Origin of the sequence: Vreelandella titanicae BH1 (genome assembly GCF_000336575.1) — a bacterium.
Taxonomy (GTDB): Bacteria; Pseudomonadota; Gammaproteobacteria; order Pseudomonadales; family Halomonadaceae; genus Vreelandella; species Vreelandella titanicae.
Window position 1 is genome coordinate 74,447 of sequence record NZ_AOPO01000018.1, and the last position, 12,713, is coordinate 87,159.

At 53.1% G+C, this 12,713-nt stretch carries 11 protein-coding genes; 10 read left to right on the top strand and 1 reads right to left on the bottom strand.

All coding sequences use genetic code 11. The features are described from left to right. Positions 1-213: 213 nt before the first annotated feature. From HALTITAN_RS21530 to HALTITAN_RS21550, 5 genes are all read left to right on the top strand, one after another. The gene (locus tag HALTITAN_RS21530) at positions 214-1,128 is read left to right on the top strand and encodes a LysR family transcriptional regulator (RefSeq protein ID WP_035538178.1); all 915 of its coding nucleotides are present in this window, start codon (positions 214-216) and stop codon (positions 1,126-1,128) included. A gap of 78 nt (positions 1,129-1,206) precedes the next feature. Beyond that, a complete protein-coding gene (locus HALTITAN_RS21535) occupies positions 1,207-2,082 on the top strand; it encodes an AEC family transporter (RefSeq protein ID WP_009288356.1) in 876 nt (291 codons plus the stop codon). A gap of 92 nt (positions 2,083-2,174) precedes the next feature. Next, positions 2,175-3,353, top strand: a complete 1,179-nt coding sequence (locus HALTITAN_RS21540) for a PQQ-dependent sugar dehydrogenase (RefSeq protein WP_400672456.1) — start codon at positions 2,175-2,177, stop codon at positions 3,351-3,353. Between the two features lie 53 nt (positions 3,354-3,406). Beyond that, a complete protein-coding gene (locus tag HALTITAN_RS21545) occupies positions 3,407-4,852 on the top strand; it encodes an ATP-binding protein (RefSeq protein ID WP_022522398.1) in 1,446 nt (481 codons plus the stop codon). 11 nt (positions 4,853-4,863) lie between these two features. Then, complete coding sequence (locus HALTITAN_RS21550) at positions 4,864-6,264, top strand: sigma-54-dependent transcriptional regulator (RefSeq protein WP_027958616.1); 1,401 nt, start codon at positions 4,864-4,866, stop codon at positions 6,262-6,264. Positions 6,265-6,425: 161 nt separating this feature from the next. On the opposite strand, the gene HALTITAN_RS21555 is transcribed toward HALTITAN_RS21550, so the two are convergent. Further along, on the bottom strand, positions 6,426-6,893 hold the full coding sequence (locus tag HALTITAN_RS21555) for a prolipoprotein diacylglyceryl transferase (protein ID WP_230803645.1): 468 nt from the start codon (positions 6,891-6,893) through the stop codon (positions 6,426-6,428). A 396-nt stretch (positions 6,894-7,289) separates the two neighbouring features. Here HALTITAN_RS21555 and HALTITAN_RS21560 point away from each other — a divergent pair, with 396 nt between their 5' ends. The 5 genes from HALTITAN_RS21560 to HALTITAN_RS21580 all read left to right on the top strand — a co-directional run bounded on the left by HALTITAN_RS21560 (position 7,290) and on the right by HALTITAN_RS21580 (position 12,621). Further along, the gene (locus HALTITAN_RS21560) at positions 7,290-8,492 is read left to right on the top strand and encodes a quaternary amine ABC transporter ATP-binding protein (protein WP_009288359.1); all 1,203 of its coding nucleotides are present in this window, start codon (positions 7,290-7,292) and stop codon (positions 8,490-8,492) included. Next, positions 8,492-9,322, top strand: coding sequence for an ABC transporter permease (locus HALTITAN_RS21565; protein WP_009288360.1), 831 nt, complete (start codon positions 8,492-8,494; stop codon positions 9,320-9,322). Before HALTITAN_RS21560 ends, HALTITAN_RS21565 begins: the two co-directional genes overlap by 1 nt. Before the next feature lie 167 nt (positions 9,323-9,489). Then, a complete protein-coding gene (locus tag HALTITAN_RS21570) occupies positions 9,490-10,365 on the top strand; it encodes a glycine betaine ABC transporter substrate-binding protein (RefSeq protein ID WP_009288361.1) in 876 nt (291 codons plus the stop codon). A gap of 155 nt (positions 10,366-10,520) precedes the next feature. Then, positions 10,521-10,943: a universal stress protein gene (locus HALTITAN_RS21575; protein WP_027958618.1), complete on the top strand. Its 423-nt coding sequence runs from the start codon at positions 10,521-10,523 to the stop codon at positions 10,941-10,943. 40 nt (positions 10,944-10,983) lie between these two features. Then, a complete protein-coding gene (locus HALTITAN_RS21580; protein ID WP_009288362.1) occupies positions 10,984-12,621 on the top strand; it encodes a BCCT family transporter in 1,638 nt (545 codons plus the stop codon). The last annotated feature ends 92 nt before the right edge of the window (positions 12,622-12,713 follow it).

A 12,713-nucleotide genomic window follows, 5' to 3' on the forward strand; every position in this document is an offset into this window, starting at 1 on the left:
ACTTCGTCCTTCATAGTGTGTTCAATGTGTGTGAGCAATGTGGGTCAGCATTCGCTCTATTAAATGCGAATTATTAGCATTAATATTTTTACACACTCTTTGCACACTGGGGTGAGACGGTACGTTCAGCATACCGGAACACAAATGCCTATTATTTTCATTCGCACCGAAAAATGGCACAATTAGCGCTCACCCTTTTCCGTGGGCCTGACCATGTATGACTTTGACGAACTTACCGCCTTTGCCGATGTGATGACCACGGGCAGTTTGACTCGCAGCGCTCAAAAGCTCGGATTAGCCAAATCGACCCTTAGCCGCCGTATCAGCCAGCTCGAAACCCGGCTTAACCAGCCTCTGCTGCGCCGCCAGGCCAACCGCTTAATTCCTACCGAAGCAGGGCTGCTGTTTCACAACTACTGCACCGAGCTTCTGGCAATGGCGGCTCATAGCCAGGAGGCGCTGGCAGAGCTGCGTGAGGAGATTAGCGGCGAAATAACCCTTGAGGTACACGGTGCCCTGGCACGCAGCTGGTTACCCGGCACGATTGATGCCTTCTTAAACCGCCACCCCAAGGTAGAGTTAACGCTACACACCAGGGAAACACCACCCACTAAAATGCACAGCAATAGCGTTCATGTCTGGCTTGGGCCAACGCACGAGTGCGGGCTAAACCAGGAGCGCTTGGGGCATTTAACCCGCGGGCTTTATGCCAGCCCACACTATTTAGCGGCGGCTGGCACGCCTCAACACCCCGACGAACTGAACCAGCACGCCTGGATAGATCTGTTGGGTTCTGCCTCTGATGGGCTGCTGCTCACTCATCAAGAGCATGGCCAGTACGCTTTTAACCCGCCCCGTTCCCGGCTGCGAGTAGACCTTACTGCCCTGCATATTGATGCCATCGCGCGCAGCCAGGGGATCGGGTTGCTCTCACACTGGTTAACTGCAAAACGCGAACAGCATCATCCAGGCGAACTGGTTAACTGCCTGCCGGGCTGGGAGCCGGTGCCTCTCCCCATCACGTTGCTCTACGCTTACGGTCATCAATCACGCCGTACCCACGCGCTGTTAGAGTTTTTACGCAGCCAGGTGCCCGCCCCGTGGCGCACGTCAGCCGCCGCCGTCTAGGTTAATTCGAGTGTTTGCCTTGCCAGTTAGCCCGCTTATTAACGACAATGGGCGGCTAACGATTGCCAAGGACAGCCAATGCTTGCCGAACTTTTTGCCGTCATGGCGCCCGTGCTGGCGGGTGCAGGGCTCGGCTACCTGTGGGTACGCCTAGGCCATCCCTACCCGGTCGACTTCATTACCCGGCTAGTGTTTAACATTGGCACACCCTCACTGGTATTAGCATCCCTGGCGGGTGCCGATATCGATGCCACCACCTTTGGCCAGACGATGCTGGCCGCCGCGCTGGTGATTATCACCATGGGGGCCGCTACTTTTGTGGTGGCAAAACTGTTGCGCCGCAGTTGGCGAGTGCTGCTTGCCCCCATGATGTACCCCAACACCGGCAATATGGGCTTACCGGTGGTGCTTTACGCCTTTGGCAGTGCCGGGTTTGCATACGGCATCACGGTGATGGTGACTGTCTCGCTGTTTCAGTTCACCTTAGGCGCGGTGCTTAATAGCCAGGGCAACCCGCTCAAAACGCTTGCCAAAACGCCCACGGTTTACGCTATTGCGATTTCCATGGCGCTGCTGCTGACGGACACTTCCCTGCCGCCCTGGTTGGCGAATACGGTGGACTTAATGTCAGGGTTCACGGTACCGCTCATGCTCATTACTCTGGGCGTATCGCTAGCCAGCATTCAGGTGAAGAACCTGCGTTCAGGGCTCGGATTTAGCCTGGTGCGCGTGCCCCTCGCTGCCGTGGTCGCCTGGTTGATCGCTGGCTGGGTGGGCCTTCCGCCACTGGCACAGAGCATTTTAGTGCTGCAAATGTGTATGCCGGTGGCGGTATTCAATTATCTCTTTGCTCAGCGTGCCCAGCGCGAACCCGTTTATGTCGCCAGTTTGGTCTTCTGCTCAACGTTGTTAGCGCTGTTTTACCTACCCGTGCTACTCGCCCTGCTCATGTAATAGTGGAACCCACACGTGACTAAAAGGTCACTGCTAGACTACTGGCAAGGATGCCAATGATTAACGTCACCAGAGGGCACGCTATGCTTCACATGAACAATCATACCCAACGCCCACTGCCCCCTGGGGCTTGGGCAAGGATCAGTGGGCTAGTGCTGGCGGGCGCTATTAACACGGCAAATGCGGAAATCGTCCAGGAATCGCTGGAAACCGACCATTTAAACCTTTCCATTGAGCGTATCGCCGATGGTTTTGAGCATCCTTGGGCGGTGACGTTTTTACCCGATGGCCGCTACTTGGTGAGCGAACGCAGCGGGCAACTGAAACTTGTCGACCCCGAAAGCGGTGAAGCCAGTACGTTGGAAGGCATGCCCGAAGTGAGTACTCAGGGCCAGGGCGGTTTGCTAGACATAGCGTTACATCCTGATTTTGAAGGCGGAAATAGCGAGGGTGATAACGATTGGATCTATTTCACCTGGAGCAAGCCCGAGGGCAATAACAGCCGTTCAGCATTATCGCGAATAAAATGGCACAATGGCCAGCTAGGAGAGGTCGAACACTTGTTTGAACAAGATCGCGCCTCTGGGCCGGGCCGCCATTACGGCTCGCGGTTGGCGTGGCTGCCCGACGGTACCCTGCTAATGAGTATTGGGGATCGCGGCAGTGAACCGCCCCGCGCCCAGGCAAGCGATGACCACGCGGGCTCTACCCTGCGTCTTACCGCTACTGGCGGCGTTCCCGATGACAACCCTTTCGTTGGTGATGACACCACCCTGGATGAAATTTACTCCATGGGTAATCGCAATATTCAAGGCATGGTCGTGCTCAGTAACGGCGAAGCCTGGGCGTCAGAGCATGGCCCCCGCACCGGCGACGAGCTGAATCATATCGAAGCGGGCAATAATTACGGCTGGCCAAAGGTCAGCCAGGGCAATGACTATGCAACCAACGAGCCGATTGGCGAAGATTCGCTCCCCGGCATGGTTGATCCAGTGTATGTATTTGAAGGCCGCTTCGCCCCCGCTGGGCTTGCCGAAGTGACTAGCGACGCCTTTAGTGAGTGGCAAGGCAACTTATTAGCCGGTGGGCTAGGTAGCGAGAAGCTGTTGCGCCTGCGCTTGGAAGAGGGCCGTGTCACCGAGGAAGAGCTGATTTTACAAGGCGAAGTGGGTCGCATTCGCGATGTTCGCCAAGGCCCTGATGATGCCATTTACTTACTCACTGACGCCCCCCAGGGCGGCTTGTACCGCCTAGCGCCAACGAACCAGTAGCGCTTCATTCACTGGCTGATATTAAAACGTATTAAAACCACCATGGATGCCCCATGCGACTACGCAATTTGATTATTTTGACCGTGATTGTGCCGCTATTTGTCATCCTGGTGGTTTTTAGCTTAGTGGCAATCAAGTCGCTCGAAGATAACGTACGCTCAAAGCTACAAACGGAAGTCGAGATTATTACCCGGACGCTGAGCTCGTCGCTCAGCTACGCGGTTACGCCAGATAGCAACACGCCGCTTGAAGAAGCGCTACAGTCGGCGTTCTCCTTCCATCGAATTTACGGGGCCTATGTATTCGATACCCAAGGTCGCGATATTTACGGGCTGGGCCTAGGCAAAGATATTTTCAGCCGTGAAGAGATTCAACAAATCATTGAGCGCGATGACTTATATAGCAACTATCGCCAACACGATGGATGGAATTACTACTCTGCATTGACACCCTTGCGCTCACAAGATGGCACTGTATATGGGGTACTGCAGGTTAATCGGCTAAATACCGGTATTGAGAACTACACGGGTTTTATCAGTATTGTGGCCGTGTTGGTGTTCGTGATTGGCGCCGCCGGAATCGTGTTTAGTATTTGGTGGGGGTTTCGCCGCCATATCGAGCGCCCGCTTAACCGGCTGCTGCACGTAATGCAGTTGGTAGAAAAAGGTGACCGCAGCCAACGCGCCACCGAAGACGGCCCTATCGAATATCGCCACCTTGCCTCCGGTTTGAATGGCATGCTGGATGCGATGGCCGAAAAAGACCAAGAGATCGAAAATCGCCAACGGCGCGAAATTGAGCTTGAAAAGCGCCTGCGCAAATCGAAAAAGCTGGCTGAACTGGGCGTATTGGCAGCCGGCGTTGCCCATGAGATAGGTGCGCCGTTAACGGTGATCAATGGCCAGGCCCAGCGTTTGGCTCGCCGCGATGTGATTGGCGATGACGAACGCGCACGACTAGGGCGTATTCGTGGCGAAGTCGAGCGCATCGTTGAAATTGTGCGCCAGTTGATGGAATTAGGCCGCCAACATAACGTAGAGAAAGGCGAACTGGCGCTTGATCAGCTTATTATGAATGCCAGCGATTTGGTTGAAGACGAGCTGGAGCCACGCAATATTCGTTTAGACATTGAATTACCGTCGCCGACACCCAACTTACTCGCCAACGGCCAACAAATTGTGCAGGTGCTGACCAATTTGCTGCGCAATGCAGCGCAAGCCCCCGAAGTGAACAGAATTCGAGTGCGCGCCCAGCAGCAAGAGCACGAATTAATACTGTGGGTGGAAGATGATGGCCCAGGGATACCCAGTGCCCATCATCACAAAGTGTTCGACCCATTTTTCACCACCAAACCGGTCGGTCAAGGCAGCGGTTTGGGACTCTCTATGGTACATCGCATTATTAACGACCACGGCGGTACGATCGGCGTGTTTGACAGCGCCCTTGGCGGCGCTGGATTTGAAATCACACTACCTATTAGTGAAACCGCATCCGCGTGAGGACAACGTTTGTGACCCAACAGGATCCCCTTTTACCTTTGTTGGTGGTTGAAGATGACGCCGCTATACGTGAGTTATTAGAAGAAGAACTGCAGGATGCAGGCTACACGACGCTCGGCGTACCTAGCGCTGAAGAGGCGATCGCCTTACTAAGCCACACCACCGTCTCACTGGTAATTACCGACGTGCGACTGCCGGGTATGACCGGCATTCAGCTACTCCAGCAGCTCCGCCAAGCAGGCAGTGAGCTGGGCATTATTGTGATTACCGCTTTCGGTACCATCGATCAGGCGGTTGAGGCACTTAAGCTAGGGGCTGACGACTTTTTAACCAAGCCGTTAGACCTTGATGCCATCCGCGATGCCGTATTTCGTGTGCTGGAACGCCAACGCCTGGCGGTTTTCCACGACACGGATATCAGCCATTTCCACGGCATTGTGGGTAAAAGCCAGGTCATGCAGACACTGTTTCATGACGCCTCCCGCCTTGCCAAAAGCGATGCCCCCATTTTGATCTTAGGGGAAAGCGGTACCGGCAAAGAGTTACTCGCCCGCGCCATTCACCAGGAAAGCCCTCGCAATGACCAACCCTTTGTGCCGGTTAACTGTGCGAGCATTCCCGCAGATTTGATGGAGAGTGAGTTCTTTGGTCATGTAAAAGGCGCCTTTACCGGGGCTAATGAGGCGCGCAAAGGGCTCTTTCAAAGTGCTCAGGGCGGCAGCCTGTTTTTAGATGAGATTGGTGAAATGCCCATCAATCTGCAGGCTAAACTACTGCGGGCCTTGCAGGAGAAAACCGTGCGCCCAGTGGGCGGCGAGCGCGAAGAGCCAGTAGATGTCCGCATCATCGCTGCGACTCACCGCAACCTGGAGAAGGAAATCGAGCAGGAGAATTTCCGCAGCGACTTGTTCTACCGTTTGGAAACGTTCTCGCTGCGCATTCCCCCGCTACGCGAGCGCGGTACCGATATTGAGCACCTTGTTTTTGCCCTTATCGACAAGCACTCCGAGGCCCAGGGCAAGCAGATCGAGCAAATCGAGCCAGAAGCGCTCAACAACCTGCTCAACTATGCCTATCCCGGTAACGTTCGCGAACTGGAAAACGCCATCATGCGGGCAGTTACCCTGAGCGAAGATGGCTCGCTCAGCCATAAAGATCTGCCCGAACGGCTGCGCGAACAATCAACGGTGGAAAGCGGTACCCCACTGGTGCCTACCGTCAGTGGCGAAGTGCTGGCAGGGAGCCAGGTGCCCTCGGCAACGCCAATCCGCTGGCCTAGCCTAGAAGAAGTTGAAAAGCGCTATATTAACAAGGTATTAGAAGCAACGGGTGGCAACAAACGACGCACCGCAGAAGTGCTGGGCATTGCTCGTCGGACACTCTATCGTCGCCTGGAAGACAGTGAAGAGTAACTACCAGGATACTGATAAGGTGGGATGCGCTAGCTAGAAAACAGACAAAAAAACCCCCGCGGGCGCGGGGGCGGAAAGGATGGCAAATCGTGTGGAGCAGCCGCAGGGAACAAACAGCTGAGGCGATTTACCATCGTAGGGAGCGGTACACTTGCTAAAGACTAGTTACTGGTCGAATTTTCATCCTCTTCCTCAGCGCCAGGCATAGGTTCGGTTCCTTCACCAAAGCCAGGCTCGTCGTCAGGGTTCATAGTGCCCTCTGCGGGCTCGTCCATGGTGTCATCCGGCATGGACTCTTCTGGCATGGACTCTTCTGGCATGGACTCTTCTGGCATAGGATCTTCTGACATCGTTTCTTCAGATTGCGTCATGCTGTTTTCTGCTGCTGGCTCTTCACTTAAGCCTGGATCCTGCTCCATCGCTGACTCTTCACTCATACCCGGTTCCGGCTGAGTGGTGGCATCCTGCTCTAATGGTGAAGGCTCTTCAGCAGGTGGCGCTGTTTCTTCGTTATCACCGCAACCAGCTAACACAATTACACTTGCCGCTGTCGCCATCATGCACAGCGTTAACCAGCGTGGGCGATTGGAAATTTGCTTGCTCTCAATGTGGTCGTGTTGCTTATCCATAATACCCACCTCCATTACTTACGCTGCTTGTTTCTAAACATTTCACTGGAAAAATCGACAGTCAGCTTTCCGTACACGTATACAAGTTATTCACAACACTCTACTTAAACTACAATCACTTTACGTGCCAAAAACATAAAAAACCAATATAAACAATTAATAATCAATGCCTTATAAAACATTAGCAATGCCATTATGTACTTATAGGCAGCCCGCGCGAGTGGGTAAAAAATGACACATGTAGCGTTAATTGCCCCGTTGAGCGAGCCGTTGTGACACACAGGCCCCACCTATGTATAATAATTTTTAATAAATTATCCGACTCAAGCTCTTATTTCTTTATGAATGGCGCAATAACGACACACGCCCATTCAGCTCAACAAAAAGGCATCGCCGATGGACGAGACACGACCCGTCAAAATTAAAGTGCGCGGATTAAGCAAAGTCTTTGGTAAGCACCCACAAAAAGCCATTGAGCTACGTGATCAAGGAATGAAGCGCCCCGAAATTCTGGAGAAATCCGGCCAGACACTGGGGCTATCCAATATTTCGTTTGATGTCTATGAAGGCGAACTGCTGGTCATCATGGGACTCTCGGGGTCAGGCAAATCGACCTTGATCCGTTGTCTTAACCGTCTAATTGAGACCACCGAAGGTGAGATCATTATCGACGGCGAAAACATCCCGACGCTAAAAGAGAAAGCGTTACTGGAGTGCCGCCGCCGTCACTTCTCTATGGTATTTCAAAATTTCGCGCTATTTCCCCACCGCACTGTGCAGCAAAATGCCGAGTTCGGTTTGGAAATTCGCGGCGTAGAGAAAACAGAGCGCCATAAAATTGCCCATGATGCGCTTAAGCAAGTGGGCCTGGAGGGCTGGGAAGACGCCTACCCGAATCAACTTTCCGGCGGTATGCAGCAGCGCGTTGGCCTCGCCCGTGCTCTGGCAAACGATGCCACCGTACTGTTAATGGATGAAGCTTTCTCAGCACTTGACCCGCTAATTCGCAAAGACATGCAGCAAGAGCTTTTGCAGCTGCAATCCAAAATGCAAAAAACCACGGTCTTCATCACCCACGATCTGGATGAGGCGCTCAACATTGGCGACCGTATCGTGTTGCTGAAAGATGGCGAAGTGGTGCAGATCGGCACGCCGGAAGAGATTCTGACCAAGCCTGCGGATGACTACGTGCGTCGCTTTATCGAAGGCGTTGACCGGGCACGTATCTTGACCGCCGAGAGCGCCATGCGGCCACTGCGCTCCACCGCTCGGGAAAGCGATGGCCCACGCACGGCGCTACACCGCATGCGCGACCATGCTATCGACTCTATTTATGTGGTTGATCGCAACCGCCGCCTTATCGGGCTACTCGAGGCCGATGCCGCCAGCCGGGCCATTGAAGAGGGTGCCGATTCGATTATTCCCTACTTAACCCAGGATTTCCGCAAAGTCCCCATGGATGAGCCACTGCATAACCTGTTTGCCATGTTTAGTGAAAAGAGTTTCCCTATCGCCGTTATTGATAAGCAAGAGCAACTGCTAGGCGTGGTGGTTAAAGGCGCAGTACTCGACGAACTGGCACGAGCAGGAGAGCAATAATGGATATCCCACGCATCCCGCTAGGTGATTGGATTGAAGGCGGCCTGACTTGGTTGACCAGCGAATACTCTTTGGTTACCCGCGGCATCTCTCGTTTCACTCAAACCGGTATCGATGTTTTAAATGACGGCTTGATGTGGTTACCCGAGTGGGCGCTGCTTGGCTTGATCGCCCTGCTCTGCTGGAAGCTGGCGGGCACTCGCCTAGCCATAGGCGCTGCTGCGGGCTTGGCACTGATCTGGAACCTGGGGCTCTGGAACCCGATGATTGAAACGCTCACGCTGGTAGTGTTCGCTACCATGGTGGCAGTTGTCATCGCGTTACCTGTGGGTATTGCCGCGGCGCTGTCTAACCGGCTTTACCGGGTCATTATGCCAATTCTCGACTTTATGCAGACCATGCCAGCGTTCGTCTATTTGATCCCAGCCATTCCATTTTTCGGTATTGGCTCGGTGTCGGCGATTTTTGCCACGGTGATCTTCTCGATGCCCCCGGCTATTCGTTTTACCACTCTGGGTATTCGTCAAGTACCGGTGGAGCTGATTGAGGCCGCCGATGCCTACGGTGCCACCCGTGGCCAGAAGTTATTCAAAGTACAGCTACCGCTGTCATTGCCCACAGTAATGGCAGGTATCAACCAAACGATAATGCTCGCTCTCTCCATGGTAGTCATCGCAGCCATGATTGGTGCAGATGGTTTGGGCAGCGAAGTATGGCGCGCAATTCAACGCTTGCGCCCTGGCGACGGCTTTGAAGCAGGCATCGCGGTGGTCATCCTGGCCATGCTGCTTGACCGCCTGACGCAATCGCTTAGAAAAACCCGGCAATAGCGAAAACGCGCGATAGAGTAAAACAGCAGAAGCGGCTGCGTTGAGCCATTAGCTTGCTAAGTCGCTCTTTGCTTACCATGCTGTGTTTTGCAGCAACCGTGCTCGTTAAGCATCATGCACGTTAATAACCAGTACATTTATATTTTAATACACAAGGGAGAAAGTGAATGAAACATCGCACATTGAACCTCCGTATCCGTCTTGCTTCGCTGGCACTGCTAGCAGGTGCTGGTGTGACCGTCAGCAGCGCGGCGCAGGCTGAAGAAGAGAAAGGCATGGTTAACCTGGCCTACGTAGAGTGGTCTTCCGAAGTCGCTTCAACTAACGTGGTCGCTGCAGTACTTGAGCAAGCGGGCTATGACGTCGAGCTAACCTCACTCTCAGCGGCGGCTATGTTCCAGGCGCTCTCCACTGGCGATGCGGATGCCATCGTCGCTGCTTGGTTGCCAACCACTCACGCCGATTACATGGAACGCCTGGGCGATAGTATTGAAGACCTTGGCCCCAACCTGGACGGCACCAAGCTGGGCCTTGTGGTTCCAGAGTATACTGACGTCGACTCGATTGCAGACCTTAACGATAACGCCGACAGCTTTAACGGCGAGATCATCGGTATTGACCCTGGTGCAGGTTTAATGAGCCTCACCGAAGAGGTTGTGGATACCTATGACCTTGAGCTGAATCTGCGTAGTGGCAGCGGTGCCACCATGACGGCGGCACTGTCGAGTGCAATTAATAACGAGGAAGATGTCGTTGTTACTGGCTGGACGCCCCACTGGATGTTTGCCCGCTTTGATCTCAAATATCTAGAAGACCCTGAAAACGTCTATGGCGGTGCAGAGCAGATTCACACCGCAGTTCGCCAAGGCCTGGAAGACGACATGCCAGGAGCCTATGCCATTCTCGACGCTTTCGAGTGGACGCCTGAGCAGATGGGCGAGGTCATGCTGATGAACCAGGAAGATGGCAGTGACCCCTATGAGAACGCGAAGCAGTGGGTTGAAGATAACCAAGATGTAGTAGCAGAATGGCTCGATAGCTAATGCCATTTTGATTAGGTAAGTTGTATTTGTTAGCAATGGTTGGGCTGGGGCTTTCGTAAGCCCCAGCCCAACTGCTTAAGTTTGTACAACCTATTGTTATGAGCACACTACTATAAGCAGTTTGATAGTGTGACAGGTCATTTCGGGAGCTTGGCATGTTTAATAACATTATGGTGCCGGTAGACCTTGCCCACCTTGAAGCACTTGAACCCGCATTAAGCGTTGTAGCCGACCTTGCCAAACAATATGACGCCCATATCACCTATGTCAGCGTCACGGCCAATACACCCACAAGCGTCGCCCGCACTCCCCAGGAGTATGCGCAAAAGCTCGAGGCTTTTGCGCAAGAACGACATAAGGTTCATGGCCAACCGGTAAGCAGCAAGGTTTATAGCTCAACAGACCCTATGGCGAATATCGACACACTGCTTGAGAAAGCTATTGACGAAGTAGGGGCTGACTTAGTAATGATGGCAACTCATCTGCCGCGGCATTTGGATATTGTCATGCCTTCGCATGGTGGCAAAGTAGCAACCCACACAAACGCCTCTGTCTTCTTAATTCGTCTGGCTCAATAAAACCGCCTTTCGTTTTTAAAATAATTAAGGGAGTAAACTTATGGACAAAACACCGAAAAATGAGCCTGATGAGCCGGTCTCTGAGGGTATACCCGCCCCAGATGGCCCGGCTAACCTGATCGATACCGATTACGTTATCGGCCAAGACAACATCACCACGAATACTATGGGTCTCAATCTTGACCTGCACGGTAAGGTGTTCAGTATATCGGCCGTTATCGTGCTGCTATTTGTGGTGTTAACTCTGGCACTGCAAGAGACCGTCGCACCGATTTATCAAAACATTTTCGATTTCTTGACCGGAAATCTGTCTTGGTTCTTTATTCTAGCGGCGAATATATTCGTCATTTTGTGCATTGGTCTGATCTTCTCTCCTTTAGGTAAAATCCGCATTGGTGGCGCCGATGCCAAGCCTGATTTTACCTATATGGGTTGGTTTTCAATGCTATTTGCCGCAGGCATGGGCATTGGCTTGATGTTTTTCGGCGTTAACGAACCGCTGACGCACTTTGGCACTTCATTTGACGGTGGCAGCTGGGCGCCGCTTGCGGGTGCGGAAGGCAATGCTGCCGGTGCTGAAGCGTTAGCTATGGCCGCAACCATCTTCCACTGGGGCCTGCACCCCTGGGCAATTTACGCTGTAGTGGCGCTTTCACTGGCACTGTTTTCGTTCAATAAGGGCCTGCCGCTATCCATGCGTTCTGTGTTCTACCCCATTTTGGGTGAGCGCGTATGGGGCTGGCCAGGCCACGTGATTGATATTTTGGCAGTGTTTGCCACTTTATTTGGTTTGGCTACGTCCCTTGGTTTAGGGGCAACCCAAGCAGCAGCAGGCCTCACTTACCTGTTTGGTGCGCCGGAAAGTGATATCACCATGATCCTGTTGATCATCGGTATTACGATGATCGCCATCGGCTCAATCGTGGCAGGCGTTGATAAGGGCGTACAGCTGCTCTCCAAAATCAATATTATTCTTGCGGCAATGCTACTTTTCTTTGTGATTGCTGTTGGCCCTACCCTGATGATTGCCACGGGCTTCTTTGAAAACCTTTGGAACTATGCGGTTCATCTACCTGCGTTATCGAATCCTTTTGGTCGTGAAGATGCCAACTTCAGCCAGGGCTGGACAGCCTTCTACTGGGCCTGGTGGATCTCCTGGTCTCCGTATGTCGGTATGTTTATTGCGCGGGTATCCCGCGGTCGTACAGTGCGTGAATTTCTGGTCTCGGTGATGCTGGTGCCGTCCACTGTATCAGTACTATGGATGACCACGTTTGGTGGCACAGCCATTGATCAGTACGTCAGCCAAGGCATTGAGGCCGTTCGCGATGCAGGCGTTGATCTGCAGCTATTCATAATGCTCGAGCAGCTGCCGTTATCACAAATCACCTCATTCGTGGCCATTGTGCTAGTCATCGTGTTCTTCGTGACGTCGTCTGACTCTGGCTCGTTGGTGATTGACTCCATCACCGCTGGCGGTAAGGTCGATGCACCGACGCCACAGCGCGTTTTCTGGGCGATCATCGAAGGCGCGATTGCCATTGCGCTACTGCTAGGCGGTGGCCTGACAGCGCTGCAAACCATGGCTGTTTCTACCGGCTTCCCGTTCACCATCATTCTGCTAGTGGCCTGCTATGCCATTATCAAGGGGTTGATGAGCGAACCTAAAGCCGTCTAGCGATGCTTTGAACCGACCATGGTTTTAAACCAATCATAAGTTTAAAGCTTGCTGGTACTGTTCAAATTTAGCTAGTAAACGGGCAACCCAAT